11 protein-coding genes are annotated in these 15,795 nt (G+C 65.6%); 4 read left to right on the top strand and 7 right to left on the bottom strand.

Features of this window, described 5'->3' with window-relative positions; all coding sequences use genetic code 11:
• Nucleotides 1–58 precede the first annotated feature (58 nt).
• A complete protein-coding gene (locus tag ACIPV6_RS15270; protein ID WP_400271678.1) occupies nucleotides 59–2,746 on the bottom strand; it encodes a GNAT family N-acetyltransferase in 2,688 nt (895 codons plus the stop codon).
• A gap of 54 nt (nucleotides 2,747–2,800) precedes the next feature.
• On the opposite strand from ACIPV6_RS15270, the gene ACIPV6_RS15265 reads away from it, so the two are divergent.
• Nucleotides 2,801–5,326 carry a DNA topoisomerase (ATP-hydrolyzing) subunit A gene (locus ACIPV6_RS15265; RefSeq protein ID WP_400271677.1) on the top strand — a complete coding sequence of 842 codons (2,526 nt, stop codon included), beginning with the start codon at nucleotides 2,801–2,803 and terminating at the stop codon, nucleotides 5,324–5,326.
• A 56-nt stretch (nucleotides 5,327–5,382) separates the two neighbouring features.
• On the opposite strand, the gene ACIPV6_RS15260 is transcribed toward ACIPV6_RS15265, so the two are convergent.
• On the bottom strand, nucleotides 5,383–5,775 hold the full coding sequence (locus ACIPV6_RS15260) for a VOC family protein (RefSeq protein WP_397322819.1): 393 nt from the start codon (nucleotides 5,773–5,775) through the stop codon (nucleotides 5,383–5,385).
• Between the two features lie 126 nt (nucleotides 5,776–5,901).
• Here ACIPV6_RS15260 and ACIPV6_RS15255 point away from each other — a divergent pair, with 126 nt between their 5' ends.
• A complete protein-coding gene (locus ACIPV6_RS15255) occupies nucleotides 5,902–6,420 on the top strand; it encodes a DinB family protein (protein ID WP_400271676.1) in 519 nt (172 codons plus the stop codon).
• A gap of 9 nt (nucleotides 6,421–6,429) precedes the next feature.
• On the opposite strand, the gene ACIPV6_RS15250 is transcribed toward ACIPV6_RS15255, so the two are convergent.
• Genes ACIPV6_RS15250 through ACIPV6_RS15235 form a run of 4 tightly spaced genes read right to left on the bottom strand, consistent with a single transcriptional unit; the run spans nucleotide 6,430 to nucleotide 13,530 of the window.
• A complete protein-coding gene (locus ACIPV6_RS15250; RefSeq protein WP_400271675.1) occupies nucleotides 6,430–7,455 on the bottom strand; it encodes a GNAT family N-acetyltransferase in 1,026 nt (341 codons plus the stop codon).
• A gap of 9 nt (nucleotides 7,456–7,464) precedes the next feature.
• Nucleotides 7,465–10,824: a thiol reductant ABC exporter subunit CydD gene (cydD, locus tag ACIPV6_RS15245; RefSeq protein WP_400271674.1), complete on the bottom strand. Its 3,360-nt coding sequence runs from the start codon at nucleotides 10,822–10,824 to the stop codon at nucleotides 7,465–7,467.
• A gap of 6 nt (nucleotides 10,825–10,830) precedes the next feature.
• On the bottom strand, nucleotides 10,831–11,928 hold the full coding sequence (gene cydB, locus ACIPV6_RS15240; RefSeq protein ID WP_400271673.1) for a cytochrome d ubiquinol oxidase subunit II: 1,098 nt from the start codon (nucleotides 11,926–11,928) through the stop codon (nucleotides 10,831–10,833).
• An 18-nt stretch (nucleotides 11,929–11,946) separates the two neighbouring features.
• Nucleotides 11,947–13,530, bottom strand: a complete 1,584-nt coding sequence (locus tag ACIPV6_RS15235; protein WP_400271672.1) for a cytochrome ubiquinol oxidase subunit I — start codon at nucleotides 13,528–13,530, stop codon at nucleotides 11,947–11,949.
• Nucleotides 13,531–13,826: 296 nt separating this feature from the next.
• On the opposite strand from ACIPV6_RS15235, the gene ACIPV6_RS15230 reads away from it, so the two are divergent.
• Together ACIPV6_RS15230 and ACIPV6_RS15225 are read left to right on the top strand one after the other, a co-directional pair.
• Nucleotides 13,827–14,213, top strand: a complete 387-nt coding sequence (locus ACIPV6_RS15230) for a BlaI/MecI/CopY family transcriptional regulator (RefSeq protein WP_397322825.1) — start codon at nucleotides 13,827–13,829, stop codon at nucleotides 14,211–14,213.
• A 5-nt stretch (nucleotides 14,214–14,218) separates the two neighbouring features.
• Nucleotides 14,219–15,208: a M56 family metallopeptidase gene (locus tag ACIPV6_RS15225; protein WP_400271671.1), complete on the top strand. Its 990-nt coding sequence runs from the start codon at nucleotides 14,219–14,221 to the stop codon at nucleotides 15,206–15,208.
• 28 nt (nucleotides 15,209–15,236) lie between these two features.
• Here the strand turns inward: ACIPV6_RS15225 and ACIPV6_RS15220 are convergent, their stop codons facing one another.
• Entirely contained in the window at nucleotides 15,237–15,776 is a 540-nt protein-coding gene (locus ACIPV6_RS15220; RefSeq protein WP_400271670.1) for a Chromate resistance protein ChrB, read from the bottom strand.
• Nucleotides 15,777–15,795 lie beyond the last annotated feature (19 nt).

Raw genomic sequence — 15,795 nt, 5'->3', positions numbered from 1 at the left:
TTGGTGACTTCCTAACCGCATCCCACAGCAGCAAACGCATGCCGTGCGTGGTCAGGGGCTAGTTCCGCATGGCCCGGCGCGCGCTGTCCGTACGTTGCGCCGCATTGCCGATCCACACTTCGGCCCCCAGGATGGTTGCTCCGTTGGGGCCGGCCAGCACGGGGTTGAACTCGATCAGGGCGATCCCCGGATGGTCGTCCTTGAGTTTTGCCAACCGGGCCGCCACGTCTTCCAAGGCCGGGACGTCCACCGCCGGCAGGCCCTGGTATCCGAACAGCTTCCGGGATGCCCGGGGCGACCGGATGACGTCATGCACGTCGGCGGCGGACAGGGGCGGAACCCGGTGCGCCCAATCGTCCAGGAGGTTTACGGCGTCCCCTGCCAGGCCGAAGGACACTACCGGCCCCAGCAGGGGGTCCTCCATGGCCCGGAAGGTGCAGGCCTGGCCTACTGGAGCCATGGCCTGGACTTCCAGCGACGAGGATCCATACGGTTCCAGCGCCCGGCGCATTTGTTCGATGTTCTGGCGAAGGGATGCTGCGTCCTGGATGTCCAGGCGTACCCCACCCAGGTCCAGCCGGTGCCTCAGCGCAGGGTCCGTGGTCTTCAGCACCACTGGCCATCCAATCGATTCGGCCGCCCCGACGGCCTCCTCTGGCGTGCCGAAGCCGATCGCCGGCACCACGCCGATTCCGTAGCCGGCCAGCAACGCCGCGGCAGCGCCGGCGTCGAGTTTTCGCAGTTTCTCCCCTGTCACCCCGGACAGCATCGATGCCAACGCCTCCCGGGTGCCCTCGACATCGCATCCGTCCGGTTCTACGAACAGGCCTTGGTCGCGATCACGCCATTGCGCGTAACGGACGATCGCGGACAACGCGGCCACCGCGGACCCTGCATTGGAATAGCAAGGCAGTTGCGGCGTGCCTTCCTGCCCCACCATGCCCTCAAGCTGCACGGAAGGATCCAGGATTCCCGTAAACGCGGCCACCACTGGTTTGCCGGCCTCCGCAGCACACTCGGCAAGGACTTCTGCGAGTGCCGCCACCGTCAAGCCCCGCGCCGGCAGGAGCGCTGCAATGAGGGCATGTACCGATTCGTCGGCGAGGATGTCCCGCAGGCTCTTGCGGAAAGCCGGCAGCGCAAGCGACATCCCGGCGTCGAGGTCCACGTCCGTGACGGTTCGCCTGATGTCGAGTCCGGCGGGGGCCGCGGCGTCCGCCACCACCGTGGCAAGAGCCACCGAATTGGCGAAGACCGCCACTCCGGGTCCTGCCGGGAGCGACTGGGTGGAGACGATCTGGGCGATGTCCATGAGCTGCTCTATGGTGTCCACGCGGATCACGCCGGCCTGGCGCATCATGGCATCCACTGCCGCCGCGGGCGCCTGGGTGGTCCGGACTTCGTGTCCGGGTGGAAGCCTGAGGCCGGTCACGTCGGACTTCGCGACGATCACGGGTTTGCTGCGTGACAACCGTCGGGCGAGCCGGGAGAACTTGCGGGGGTTGCCAATGGATTCGAGGTAAAGCCCGACGGCGGAGGTGTCCGCATCGTCTTCCCAAAACTGCATGACATCGTTGCCTGAGACGTCGGCACGGTTGCCCGCCGACAGGAACGACGACAGTCCGAGGCGGCGCCGGCTCGCGGCCGCGTAGACTGCCACCCCCACTGCTGCGGACTGGCTGAAGAGGCCAAGCCCTCCCCGGGGCGGCATGGTTGGTGCCATGGAGGCATTGAGGGAAATGTCCGGGTGGGTGTTCAGGATGCCCAGCGACTCAGGGCCGATCACGCGCATGCCGTTGGCGCGGGCACGCCTGACCAGTTCGTGCTGACGGGCGAGGCCCCGCTCGCCGTCGTCCGCGAAGCCCGCCGTGGCCACGACGAGTCCCTTGACGCCGGCAGCCGCGCAATCGTCCACCACTCCGGGGACTTCCTCGTAAGGAACCGCGATAATGGCGAGTTGCACCGGTCCTGGTATTTCGGACAGGCGGGCGAAGGAGATCATGCCTGCCAGTTCGAACGCCTCCGGGTTGACGGCGTATACGGGTCCTTTGAAGCCACCCTCGATGAGGTGTTCGAGAAGTTGGTAGCCGACGGTGCCCCATTTGCGGCTTGCACCGATGACGGCGATGGACGACGGCGCCAGCAAGTCCCGCACGCTGCGCGCCTCTGCACGGTGCTCACGTGCCTCCATGACGGCCCGCGACTTCTCGGTGGGATCGATGTTGAATTCGACGCTGACGACGCCGTCGTCGAACTGGCGGGTGAGGTCGTAACCGGCGTCCGCGAAGACCATGAGCATCTTGCGGTTCTCCGGCAGGACTTCCGCTGTGAAGCGCCGGATGCCGTTTTCCCGTGCAGCGACGGCCAGGTGCTCCAGCAGGATGGAGCCGATGCCGCGGCCTTGATGGGAATCGGAGATGTTGAAGGCGACTTCGGCCTCGGCCGGGTCGTCCAGCCGGTCGTAGCGCCCGACGCCCACGATCTCGCCACCGATGGTGATGACGAACGCCACGCGGTTGACGTGGTCCACTTCGGTAAAGCGCCGGACTTCCTTGCCGGAGAGCTTGGCCTTGAAGGAGAAGAACCGCATGTAGATGGAGGCTTGCGACTGGCCTGCGTGGAAGGCCTGCAGAGCGTCCGCATCCTCCGGTCGGATGGGGCGAAGGTGGGCGGTTCCGCCGTCGCGCAGGACGACATCGGCCTCCCAATATTCCGGATAAATGCCGACCCCGGGCTGATCCACCATAGGCTTAGCCTAGCTAAACATCCGCAGTACAACTTTCAAGGATCCACCACACCCATGGCCCGCAGCCAAACTTCAGCACGCAAAGGCGAGCCCCTCGGCGATTTCACCGAGACGATCGTCGACATTGACGTCACTTCCGAGATGGAGGGCTCCTTCCTGGAGTACGCCTACTCGGTGATCTATTCGCGTGCCCTTCCCGACGCACGTGATGGCCTCAAGCCCGTCCAACGCCGCATCCTCTACATGATGGCCGACATGGGCCTCCGCCCCGACCGCGGCCATGTCAAGAGTGCCCGCGTGGTGGGCGAAGTGATGGGTAAGCTCCACCCCCATGGTGACGCCGCGATCTACGACGCCATGGTGCGCATGGCGCAGGATTTCTCCCTTCGCCTGCCGCTGATCGACGGCCACGGCAACTTCGGTTCGCTGGACGATGGTCCGGCCGCGCCCCGTTACACGGAAGCCCGGCTGGCCGCAGCAGCCCTGACCATGACCGACCACCTCGACGAAGACGTGGTGGACTTCGTTCCGAACTACGACAACCAACTGACCCAACCCGAAGTCCTGCCGGCGGCGTTCCCCAACCTCCTGGTGAATGGAACCACGGGCATCGCCGTGGGAATGGCCACCAACATGGCTCCGCATAACCTGGTGGAAGTCATCGCGGCCGCACGGCATTTGATCGCCAACCCCGCGGCCACCCTGGATGACATCATGAGGTTCATCCCGGGTCCGGACCTGCCCACGGGTGGGCGGATCGTCGGCCTGGACGGCATCCGCGACGCCTACGCGGGCGGGCGCGGTTCCTTCAAGACCCGGGCCAAGGTTGAGGTGGAGCAGCTCACTGCCCGGCGCACCGGCCTGGTGGTGACGGAACTTCCGTACATGGTTGGCCCTGAGAAGGTGATCGAGCGCATCAAGGATGCGGTCAACGCCAAGAAACTGACCGGCATCAGCGATGTCGTCGACCTGACGGACCGCAACCACGGCCTGCGCCTGGTGATCGAATTGAAGAACGGCTTCAATCCCAACGCCGTCCTCCAGCAGCTCTACCGGTTCTCCCCGATGGAAGATTCCTTCGGTATCAACAACGTCACCCTGGTTGACGGCCAGCCGCAGACCCTTGGGCTCCTGCAGCTCCTGCAGGTTTACGTGGACCACCGCCTCGACGTGGTCCGCCGGCGAACGGCTTTCCGCTTGGGCAAGAAGAAGGACCGCCTCCACTTGGTAGAGGGCCTTTTGATCGCGATCGTGGACATCGACGAAGTCATCCAGATCATCCGGTCTTCCGATGAAGCTTCCGCGGCCCGCGAACGCCTGATGTCCATCTACGACCTCACCGAGATCCAGGCCAACTACATCCTGGAGCTCCGCCTTCGCCAGCTCACCAAGTACTCCCGCATCGAGCTGGAGAAAGAGCAGGACGAGTTGCGCAGGGAAATCGAAGCCCTTGAGGCGATCCTGGGCAGCGACCAGTTGCTTCGTGAGCTGGTTTCCGGCGAGTTGGCCGAGATCGCGGAGAAGTACGGAACTCCGCGCCGGACAGTCCTGTTGGAATCCGAGGCCGTGTCTCCTACGGTCGCCGCTGCCCTGGCGTCTGCAGCCCCGGGCCCCAAGGGCAAGGCCGCCGCGCTTCCCTTGGAAATTCCGGACGACCCCTGCTGGGCGTTGCTCAGCATGTCCGGCCAGATCGCCCGGACCTCCAACCAGGAACCCCTCGCCGAATCGGGTCCGCGCGCAAAACACGATGTGTTCCGTTCGGTGGTCAAGACCACGGCCCGCGGCGAAATCGGCGCCGTGACCTCCACCGGCCGGATGCTCCGGCTGCAAGTGATGGACATGCCTGTTCTTCCGCCGGTGAACGGTTTGCCCAACCTGGCCGGCGGCGTGCCGGCCAGGGAATTCATCACGCTGCTCAAGGGCGAGGCCTTGGTGGCCTTCGTCCCGCTTGACCAGATCCTGGCGATCGGCACGGTGCAGGGCGTGGTGAAGCGCGTCCAGCCCGACTATCCCTTGAACCGGGAGGACTGGGAGATCATCTCACTCAAGGACAAGGACACCGTCCTCGCCGTGGAACCGGCGCAGGAGGACGACGTCGATCTCGTCTTCCTGACCAAGCAAGCCCAGTTGCTGCGGTTCAGTGCGTCCAACGTCCGGCCGCAGGGCCGCACGGCAGGGGGCATGGCAGGCATCAAGTTGGCTGCGGGAGACGAAGTGATCCACTTCGGTGCCGTGCGCCCGAACGATCCTGCCGCCGTCGTGGTGACCATCGCCGGAACCGTTGGCGCCCTGCCCGGAACGGCCCCGGGCACGGCGAAAGTGACTGCCTTCGACGAGTATCCGGCCAAGGGCCGCGCCACCGGCGGTGTCCGCGCCCACCGTTTCCTCAAGGGCGAAGACACCCTGCTGCTGGCGTGGGCAGGGCACGGCCCGGCCAAGGCGTCAACCGCCGCAGGCGTTGCCCGGGCCCTTCCGCATGAACACGGCCGAAGGGATGGGTCCGGCGTGCCGTTGTCCCAGCCGGTGGAAGCGATCGGTCCGAGCATGGCGTGGCCCGAAAACGCTCCGGACGGCGCGTAGGCGGGGCAAAGGAAAGGCCGGCGGCCTCAGTAGGCTGCCGGCCCGTCCCGTTGGTGTCAGCCGTTCCGGCCCATCTGGTTCAGGCTCAGGATGTTTCCCTCGGTATCGAGGAACCAGGCCGCCGCGGTGCCATCGGGCATGGTGGCGATGCCGTCCTCTGTCTTCAGCCCGGGGAAGTCGTAGTCTTCGAAAACCACGCCCTTTCCACGGAGTTCGGCGACTGTGGCGGCAAGGTCATCCACGTTCCAGCCCATCTGGGTGTTCTTGGCTGTTCCGGCGTTGGCAGTTTGGTAAACGAAGAATCCCGTGCCATCTCCGCACCTGTATTGAAGGTTGTCGTCGTCGTCCGGATTGTCGGGTTCGAGGCCGAGCTTTTCGCTGTAGTACGCGCGGGCCCGGGCAATGTCCGATGCTGGCAGGACGGCAGCCACTTGCTGATCTTTGAGCATGATTCTCTCTTTCCGGCTCTCCTCCCGGAACGAACTCTACTCCTGCGCCGACGCGAAGCAATCGGCAAACGGCACCTGTTTAACCGCCTGCGCAGTATGGGACAGGAAGCCGCATAGACTGGCGGCATGCCGATCATTCCTGAGGACAAAGACTGGACGTGGGTGCTCGCCGAGCCCTGCCCCGAATGTGGATTCGATGCTTCGACGGTCACACCAGCGACCGTGCCCGGAAGTGTCCGGAGCATGCTTCCGCGGTGGCGTTCGGTCCTCAAGCGGGAGGATGCGGCAACCCGGCCCAATGACCACACATGGTCCCCCGTGGAATACGCGTGCCACGTCAGGGATGTCTTCGAGCTGTTTGGCCAGCGCTTGAACCTGATGCTCACGCAGGAAAATGCGGCCTTCGACAACTGGGACCAGGACCAGGCAGCCATCGATGGCGACTACGGATCCTCCGACGCCGGCCAGGTCGCCGACGAACTGGTCACCGAAGGCGAGCAGGTGGCTGAGTCGTTCGCACGCGTAGTCCAGGATGAATGGGAGCGGACCGGCACGCGGAGCAACGGCTCGTCCTTCACGGTCCTGACGTTTTCGCAGTACTTCCTGCACGACGTCGTCCATCATTTGCACGACGTCGACGGCTGAAGGCCAGCGCTACAACCGCTTCTCCCACGTAATGCTCCGGTTCACCGGCCTGTAACCCATACCCACGTACAAACCGAGCGCTCCCGTGGGATTCGCCGAGTCCACATCCAGCGAGGCAATGTCCATGCCGTCCACCGCGAACCTGCGCATGGCATCGGCCAGCAGGGCCTGGGCGATCCCCCTGCCGCGGAATTCGCGCCGGACACCGAGCAGTTCCGTGTAGCCCTCGGTGAAACCGCGGTCAGCGGCAGCATCGGGGTCGAAGCTGGCCAACTGGTATCCCGCCACCGTCCCCGAGGCCGTGTCGATGGCCACCGTGCTCCAGTCGTGCCGTGCCGTGGGCTCTTCCATGGTGAATCGCCAGGATTCCCGGTCCCGAGGTTCACTGCCCCAGTGGTCCCTGAACGCATCGTTGTGTGCCAAACGGACCTGCTCGTGCAACGTGGAGTCCAAGGTCCGCAGTTCAAGTCCCGGAGGGAGCTGCGCCAGGGGCGCGGGAACCGACAGTGGACGGTGCATCTCATTGAACCAACGCACAGCCGCATAGCCGCGCGATTCCAGCAGCGCCGCCTGGTGCCGGTGCTGCTCCTCCGTCCGCACCCGAAGCCGGGGCGGTGACGCCAGGTGCCCTGCCCCGGCGTCCGCGGCGAACCGATTGATGGTCCGCGCTTCCTGCCAGGCCAGGACGGCCGTGCCGATCCCCCGGCGCTGCCAGCCAGGATCGACGCAGCCCATGGCGGTGGCCTTGTCCCCGTCCGGGTTCTTGGTGATGCGGCCGTAGGCCCGGGCCACACCGTCGCTGTCGAGGCCCAGGAGCGTGCTGGTCCGTGCATCGTTGGTGGTTGACTCAAGGATGTGGAGCAGGTCGCCGGACTTCTCGAACCACGCAGGATGCTCGACGGCGGCCGTGCGGGCGATCAGTGCGGCCCAGTTATCGAGCTGGTCCACGCTGGCGGCTTGCCACCGCAGGCCCGTTGGCTCGGCTGCCGGCATGTCGTCGTGCGGCGGAACGTTATGAGGGTGCTCTTCGGCCATGCCAACAGGCTACTGAGGAGTGTGGCGGGTCACCAGTTCAGCTGCGACCCTGGACTTGACCTGCAGCTCCAACCGGGCATCACCGGCATAGATGTCCGCTGGATTGTGCGTCACCAGCACTACCGTGACATCCCGGAGTCCGTGCCGAAGGGTCGCCATCATGTCGCGCGCGGAGGCTGCATCCAGGTGCGCAGTCGGTTCATCGAGCAGCAGCACGTGCGCCCCTGTCAGGAGTGTCCTGGCCATGGCAAGCCGCTGCCGTTCACCTCCGCTGAGGAAGGCCCCGCCGGGACCGATCCTTGTATCCAGCCCCTCCGGCAGGCCACTAACCAAGGAATCCAACCCCACGTCCGCAAGGGCCTTGCGCATCTCAGCTTCATCCGGCTTGTCTCCCGAGGGCCTGGCCAGGAGGAGATTGCCGCGGATGGTGGAGTCGAAGAGGTGTGCTTCCTGGGGACACCATGCGGCGCTCCCGGTTAGCCGGACACTCCCCGAGGACGGTCGGAGGAAACCGAGCAGGACCGACAGCAACGTGGACTTGCCCGACCCCGACGGTCCGGTGACGGCGAGCCACCGTCCGGGCGCAGCCTCGGCGGACAGCGCGGAGAAGACCTCAGGGCCGCCCGGCCAGGCCGCGGAGACGTCCATCAGCTCGAGTCCCGGGCCGCCGTCCCGGTCGGGCAGCGGGTGGATGCCGCCGTCGTCGGCTTGCCCGGGCCTGGTTGCGTCCAGCGCTCCTGAGCCGGCCACCCGCCGCAGGACGGCTGCGAGCGCAGGGGCTTGGCGGATGGCCGGCACCACTCCGGCGTATGGTTCCACGAGGGCGAGTTGCATGAGGACGATCACGGCCACCAAGGCGGGGTTGACTGTACCGTCCAGGGACGGCGCGGAGCCCAGGACTCCGGTCCACAACGCGGCCAGCGAGCAGGCCAGCACAATGGTGGCCTGGCCCAGCCCCTCGGCCCATGCGGACCGTTGCGCGGCGAGGGTGGCTTCACGGTCCTGCTCCTTGAGCGCCTCCAGGACGGGCCCCGCCACACCGTTGGCGGCGAGTTCGGCGCGCGCTTCCAGTGCCGCTGCGGTTCCGCGCAGGATGGTGGCGTGCAGTTTCTGTTCCGCCGCCGCGGCATTGCGGTCAGCGAAAAGTGCAAGCAACGGAGCCGCCACCAGGCCGAAGGCGGCCGCCAAGAGGGTGGCCGGCAGTGCGGCGGGCAGCACCAATGCGGTGGCGATGATGGCGCCGGCCGCAACGCCTGCGGCTGCCAGGGGCGGAAGAACCACCCGGGGAAGAAGGTCCCGGAGGGTGTCGATGTCATCCACCACCGAACCCAGGACGTTTCCGCCCTGCAGCAATCTGCGCAGGGCCAGTGCGCGGCGGCTCAACGCCGCCCACAAGGAGCCACGCAAACGGCCCATCGCCGCGAACACGGCATCGTGGGTCAGCAGCCGTTCGGTGTACCGGAGCACGGCCCGGCCAATGCCGAAGAAGCGGACCCCCACGATCGCGCCCAGCAGGTAGAGGATGGGTGGTTGTTCGCTTGCCCGGATAATGAGCCATCCGGACAAACCGGACAACGCCACCGCGAATAGGGCGGCAAGTACGCCCACCCCGGCGGCTCCGGCGAATTTCCAGCGGACCGGCCTCAGGACGGAGCCCAGGGACGCCAAAATCGCCGTCCGACCGGTACCGGAAACACCGTTGCGCGCTTTCGCGGTGACGTCCGCCCCCAGGTCCCCCGTTCCGCTGGCAGACAACAGGGGTTCCGGCACCTGGGCCGCACGTTCGCCGGCCCGCCCCAGGGGGACGGTGTGGTCGGCGAGCCGTCGCGTCGCGGCGTCATGGGCCACCAGGATCACCGTGGCACGGCCGCGTAAGGACCCGATGACGGATCGCACCACGGCTGCTGACTGTTGGTCCAGGTGGGCCGTTGGTTCGTCCAGGAGCAGCAACGTGGCTCCTGACTCAAGGCGTGCGAGCCCACGCGCCAAGGCAACCCGACGCAGCTCCCCTGGGCTCAGTTCCGCCGGGTGCTTGCCTGCCAGATGTCCTGCCGCGGCCTGGTCCAGCAACCGGGAAACAATCGCCAAATCCTGCGATGCTTCGCCGAGATAGAGCAGGATTTCGTCCTGCACCGTTGCGCTCGCCATGACCGGATGCTGTGGAACCCAGGCAACGGTCCCGGCACCCGCAACGGTGCCGGCCACGGATGCGTCGGCTCCGTTGCCCACCAGGCCGGCCAGGACGGCCAGGACAGTGGTCTTGCCTGCACCGCTTGGACCGTCCAGGGCGGTAACCCGCCCCGCTGGCGCGGTGAACGTCAAAGGCCCGACGGCGGGTCCCGGCCTTCCCGCGTAGCCCACCACCAGATCGGTAACCACGACGTCGGCCGGCCCGGACATACCGGGACGGTCACCGGTGACGGGGATGCTGGCGGGGGCGGCCAGCACGGCGTTGGTGGTTTCGAGGGCCTCCCGCCCGTCGTCGCTGGCGTGGTGGGCGGTACCGAGCTCGCGGAGTGGCAGATAGCAGTCGGGCGCAAGGATCAGGGCCAGGAGTCCTGCTTCGAGGGCCATGTGCCCACCCACCAGCCGCACGCCGATGAACACTGCCACCACCGCCACGGAAATCGTGGCGATGAGTTCAAGGGCCAGGGCTGAAAGGAACGCGGTACGCAGTGTGCCCATGGTCCGGGACCGGTACTGCTCGGAGATGTCTTCCAAGGCGGCGCGCTGGTCGCCTGCCCTTCCCAGGCCCACCAGGACGGGCAGGCCCTTGGCCAACTCCAGGATGTGGCCGGACAGGGTGCGCAGCGTGGCTTGGGCCTCGCGGACCTTGTCCTCGGTGTGCCGCCCAATGAGGACCATGAAAAGCGGCACCAAAGGCACGGTCAGGACGATGACCACAGCACTGACCCAGTCCGCCCAGAGAATCCTCGCGCCCACCAACAGGGGTATGGTTGCGCAGTTGACCAAGGCAGGGAGGTACTGCGTGTAGTAGTCGTCCAGGGCGTCCAGGCCCCGGGTGGCGAGAATGGCCAGTCCGCCATCGTTGACCCTGGCACCTGTGGAGGCTCCGCCGTCGGTCAGTGCTTTGCGCAGGAGTTGCGCACGCAGTTCCTCTTTGACGCCCAGGGCGGCACGCCGGGACGCTATGCCCTGGCCCCACACGGCGAAGGACCTGAGCACTGCACCCGCGGCACCCCACACCAGGCCGCCATGCCAGTCAGCTTCACCTCCGGCAAGGCCCGCGAGCATCCCGGCCACGGCTTGGGCCATCAGCACCAGGGCCAGTGCTTTGAGTGCAGACAGGACGCCTGTTCCGTAGAGAGCGGCGCGGGTTGCAGGACCGGAGGGGAACACGGGTTTCATGGAGGGCTAGACTCCTGGGCTGGAGGCGTTACCGGGCTGCTGCCGATCCTGCTGGGGACCCGCGTTCAGCAGCACCTTGGATGCGATGGCGGGCAGGAAGCCGTGGGCCTCGGGAATGTGCGAAGAGCTGACCCGCCGCCGGAAGACCCAGTACGTCCAGGCCTGGTATGCGATGACCAGCGGAAGGCCCACCGCCGCCACGACGCTCATCAGGCCCAAGGTGTAGTCCGAGGATGAGGCGTTGGAGATGGTCAGGTTGAAGGCAGGATCAAGGGTGGACGGGATGACCACAGGGAACGCTGCCCCGAAGATTGAGGCGGTAGCGCACACAACGAACGCCCCGGTGGCCCCGAACGCCCGCCCCTCGGAACCCTTCCGGGCCCACAACCATGCCAGTACCACGGCCGCCACGCCGGCAACCACCAGCACCCAGGTCCACGGCTTTCCGCTCAGGAACTGCACGGCAACCATCCACCCGAGCAGGGGCAATGCGGCCACGGCAACCAAGCGCACGAACCAGCGGCGCGCCCGGTGCCGCACTTCGCCGTCGGTCTTCAAGGCGAGGAATGCCAAGGCATGCACCAGGGCGAACGCCACCACAGCCAGGCCGCCCAACAGCGCATAGCCGCTGAACCAGGCCAGCGGACCTCCAGTTCGGTCGCCGTTGGCGTCGATGGGCAGGCCCGTGGTGGTCAGTGCCAGCGCGGCGCCGATGCCGAAGGCGGCCACGAAAGAGCCCAAAGCGATGGCCCAGTCCCACCCGTTGCGCCAGCGTTCGGTGTCCACCTTGCCGCGGTATTCGAAAGCCACAGCCCTGAAGATGAGGGCCACCAGGACCAGCAGCAGGGGCAAGTAAAGCGTGGAGAACAAGGACGCGTACCAGAGCGGGAAGGCCGCGAAGGTCGCTCCGGCCGCCGTCAGCAGCCACACCTCGTTTCCGTCCCATACGGGTCCGATAGTGTTCAACAGCACGCGTCGGTCCGTGTTGTTCCGGGCAAAGAGCTTCATGAGCATCCCGACGCCCAGGTCGAAGCCTTCGAGGAAGAGGTAGCCGGTCCACAACACAGCGATGGCCACGAACCAGATTGTAGGCAACAGTTCCATTGGTGGTTTCCTCTGTCTCTAGTAGGCGAAGGCCAGCACGTCGTCGCGCTTGTCCGGGGCGGAAGAGTCATGGTCGTCGCCGTCGTCCTTGCCGTGGGCCAGTTCCGGCATGGCGGAAGCGACACCGCCTCGGACGTACTTGACCAGCAGCTTGACCTCCACCACCAGGAGTACGGCGTAAATGGCAGTCAGGACCACCAACGAGCCCATGATTTCGCCGGCGCTTACGCCCGGGGAGACGGCGGCGGCCGTGAACATGAACACTTGGTCGATGCCGTTCATGTCCGGGTTCGGTGCCACCACGAAGGGCTGCCGGCCCATCTCGGTGAAGATCCATCCGGCCGCATTTGCGCCAAACGGAGCAAGGATGCCAAACACTGCCAGGCGCATGAGCCACCGGGATTCGGGAACAACTCCCTTGCGGGTCACCCAGAGGGCAAGAAGGGCTGCCAGAGCAGCGACGCCACCGAATCCGATCATCATGCGGAAGCCCCAGTAGGTCACTTCCATGACAGGGACATACTGGATCTCCTGGCCGGCCCGGTCACCGTACAGCGGGTTGTCCGGCAGGTGGGTGCCGTATTTCTCCTTGTACTCGCCCAGGAGGCTGTTGACGCCCTTTACCTCGGTGGTGAAGTCACCCTTGGCGAGGAAGGAGAGGATTCCGGGAACCTCGATCACCGCCACGATGTCGTCACAGTTCTTGGCCCCGAGGTTGCCCACGCTCAGGACAGAGAACCCGGTCCCGTCGTGGCAGGCGGCTTCGGCTGCGGCCATCTTCATGGGCTGCTGCTCGAACATGAGCTTTCCCTGCAGGTCGCCGGTGATGGCTGTACCGGCAAAGGAGATCATGGCCACTACTGCTCCGATCCGGAGGGAGCGCATCCAAACGGTGTAGTCGGTCTTGTCGCGGCCGGGGATGGCAGCCTCGCCCGGCACCAGCTTGCCGTCCTTGCCAACGACGTCAATGCCGTCATGCCGCCTGCGCCACAGGTGGTACCAGGCGATGCCCAGCAGGAAGGCCCCGGCCACGCCCAGCGCCCCGAAGAGCGTGTGCGGAACGGCTACCAATGCCGTGTTGTTCGTGAACACCGCCCAAGCGTCCGTCATGACGGGCCGGCCATCCACCATTTCCACTCCGACGGGGTGCTGCATCCAGGAGTTGGCGACGATGATGAAGTACGCAGAGAAGATGGAGCCGATCACGGCGATCCACAGGCACGCCAGGTGCACGCCACGCTTGAGCTGCTTCCAGCCGAAGATCCACAGCCCCAGGAATGTGGACTCCACGAAGAAGGCCAGCAGTGCTTCCAGGGCCAAGGGGGCGCCGAAGACGTCACCTACGAAGCGGCTGTACTCACTCCAGGCCATTCCGAACTGGAATTCCTGCACAATACCAGTGGCCACGCCCATGATGAAGTTGATGAGGAAGAGTTTTCCCCAGAACTTGGTCATCCTCAGGTATTCCACTTTTCCCGTGCGGTACCAGAGGGTCTGGATGATCGCCACCACCAGGCCAAGCCCGATGGTGAGCGGAACCATCATGAAGTGGTAGACGGTGGTGATACCGAATTGCCAACGTGCAATTTCCAAGGCGTCCATGGCTGTCCTTTGTCCGGCGGCCCATAGCGGGTGCTTAGTTCTACGTCGCGTAGAAAACTAATCTTCTACACAGTGTAGAACAGATGCGGCAAGCTCAGTCCAATTCTTCAAGTGGCGTTACACACCCGCAAGGGGGCAGCCCGGCACCTTGCCCAGCGGTTGCTGGGGGACGCGGCGCGCCGATAGTTCTACTTCGCGTAGAATGGAGGCCTGAAAAGCGGTAGATTTATCGTGGAATGTTGGATCGTCGCGGCCTGCCAGAAGGATGGCGGGGCGCGGAAGGTAGGGACGTATAGATGGCGAGTCTTGGGGAACTGGAACGGGCAGTGATGGATCTGCTCTGGGCGGGACAAGAAGCCGCAACCGCCAACACGCTGCGTGACTTGCTGGCCCAGGACTCCGAAGCGGGGGATGGCTCCGCCGGACACCAGGGCAAGGACCTTGCCGTGACCACGGTTCTGACCGTGCTGTCCCGCCTGGAAAAGAAGGGCCTCGTGGAGCGCGAACGCGGCACGCGCCCGCACCGCTACCAGGCTGTTTCCAGCCGGGCGGACCACACGGCCGAACTCATGCACGAGGTCCTCGGTTCGGCACCCGATCGCGAAGCCGTCCTGGCCCGCTTCATTGGCTCCGTTTCAGAAAGTGAAGCCGCGACACTGCGCAAATTGCTCGGCTACAATTAGCCACTATGTTCTGGACCTCGTATCTCCTGGCGGTCCTGGCATTGATTCTCGCATGGCCTGTGCCTGTCCTTCTCTCCCGGGCACAGTGGCCGGCGCGCTCCCCGTTCACCGCCATGGTGCTCTGGCAGGCGATAGCCCTTGCCGGTGGCCTGTCGATGATCGGCGCCATGCTGGTCTACGGGCTGGAGCCCATAGGCGACACCCTGATCGCGGGGCTGAAGGGCCTGGCGGGCATGGTCTTCAACAACGCACCAACCACCGCGTTGGGGTTCTGGCACCTCTTTGCGCTCTCGGCAGCCGCCCTGCTGACGGCCCACTTGGTCTTCACGCTGTTACTGACCTATTACAAGATCGAACGGCAGCGGCGCCGGCACCGTGAATTGCTCGCCTTGCTCGCTTCCCCCTCCGCCGATGGCCCCGGGACTGTAGTCATCAACCACGACTCCCCCGTGGCTTATTGCCTCCCGGGCGGTGCCCGGTCGGTGACGGTCCTCTCGGATGGCCTCATGGCGGCCCTCGAACCGGCAGAACTCCGGGCGGTCCTCATCCACGAAAACGCCCACCTCTCCCAACGGCACGACCTCCTCCTCTGGGCCTTTGCCGCCTGGCGTCAGGCTTTGCCGTGGTTTCCCACCACCAGGCTGGCGCAGACTGCGGTCAATTCGCTGATCGAAATGCTCGCCGACGACGTCGCCCTGCGGACCGAAAGCAAGGGCACGCTCATCAAGGCAATCGCGATAGTCTCCAGCGGCTCCCCGTCGCCTGGCACCCTTTCAGCAGGCTCGCTGGCGGGAGGCAGCGGAATCATCGAGGGTGGATCCGTCAGCGCCACCGGCGGAGCTGACTCCCCACGCACGACGGCGTCACGCGTCAGCCGCCTGCTCTCGCCTCAACCACCACTCGCCAAGGGGCTGCGAACGCTGGTTCTGGTGACTTCGGCACTGTTGCTCGCGGTCCCAACCGCGCTGCTGATTGTTCCAGGATTGCTCGGCTGACCCCGGGCTTCCTGCCCCTTGGGAACAGCTACGTCAGGGTAGCCTCATAGACCAGTTCGGCAAAGCCATCCAAGTCGGCGGAGCACTGTGCCAGGCGGTCGGCGGCCTCCGAGGCCTGCGGCAATCGCAAGACATCCCGTGACTTCAGCTCCCGGAACCATCGACGCAGTCGCTCCAGGCTCTGCTCCTCTTCCTCGAGTTCTGCGAGCGTGAACTTCTTGCGCGAGATCTCCTTGGCGATCTCCTGCTCGAATTTGCCGCAGTCGGCCGCAAACTCAGCCCATTCATCGGCCCGCGCCGCCACGAACGCGTCGCGGAAGGCGGAACCTCCGTCTCCTCGCGGAACAGCATCCACAACTGTCCACGTCCCTGATCCCTTGTCAACGAGCTGCTGGACCCGGCCGAGTCCTTCCTCGAACGCGGGATGGGCGGGCAGCACCCAGGTTCCCGGTGACAGCGGCACTGCCCCGGTCTTCCGCAGCTCCCTCCACACGGCCACCCGGTGCCGCGAGGGCTGGGCCGGAACCTGCACCAAAAGCAGGATCCATGCAATGTCCTTCTCAATCACATCATCGAATGTATCACCT

This window comes from Paenarthrobacter sp. NPDC089988, from assembly GCF_044748465.1.
Taxonomy (GTDB): Bacteria; Actinomycetota; Actinomycetes; order Actinomycetales; family Micrococcaceae; genus Arthrobacter.
The sequence above is the reverse complement of the archived record's forward strand: the minus strand, read 5'-3'. Positions and strand labels throughout refer to the sequence as shown.

Coding starts and splice junctions, on each gene's coding strand:
- ACIPV6_RS15270 (WP_400271678.1), bottom strand. CDS start 2,746: ATGGTGGATCAGCCCGGGGTCGGCATTTATCCGGAATATTGGGAGGCC.
- ACIPV6_RS15265 (WP_400271677.1), top strand. CDS start 2,801: ATGGCCCGCAGCCAAACTTCAGCACGCAAAGGCGAGCCCCTCGGCGAT.
- ACIPV6_RS15260 (WP_397322819.1), bottom strand. CDS start 5,775: ATGCTCAAAGATCAGCAAGTGGCTGCCGTCCTGCCAGCATCGGACATT.
- ACIPV6_RS15255 (WP_400271676.1), top strand. CDS start 5,902: ATGCCGATCATTCCTGAGGACAAAGACTGGACGTGGGTGCTCGCCGAG.
- ACIPV6_RS15250 (WP_400271675.1), bottom strand. CDS start 7,455: ATGGCCGAAGAGCACCCTCATAACGTTCCGCCGCACGACGACATGCCG.
- cydD (WP_400271674.1), bottom strand. CDS start 10,824: ATGAAACCCGTGTTCCCCTCCGGTCCTGCAACCCGCGCCGCTCTCTAC.
- cydB (WP_400271673.1), bottom strand. CDS start 11,928: ATGGAACTGTTGCCTACAATCTGGTTCGTGGCCATCGCTGTGTTGTGG.
- ACIPV6_RS15235 (WP_400271672.1), bottom strand. CDS start 13,530: ATGGACGCCTTGGAAATTGCACGTTGGCAATTCGGTATCACCACCGTC.
- ACIPV6_RS15230 (WP_397322825.1), top strand. CDS start 13,827: ATGGCGAGTCTTGGGGAACTGGAACGGGCAGTGATGGATCTGCTCTGG.
- ACIPV6_RS15225 (WP_400271671.1), top strand. CDS start 14,219: ATGTTCTGGACCTCGTATCTCCTGGCGGTCCTGGCATTGATTCTCGCA.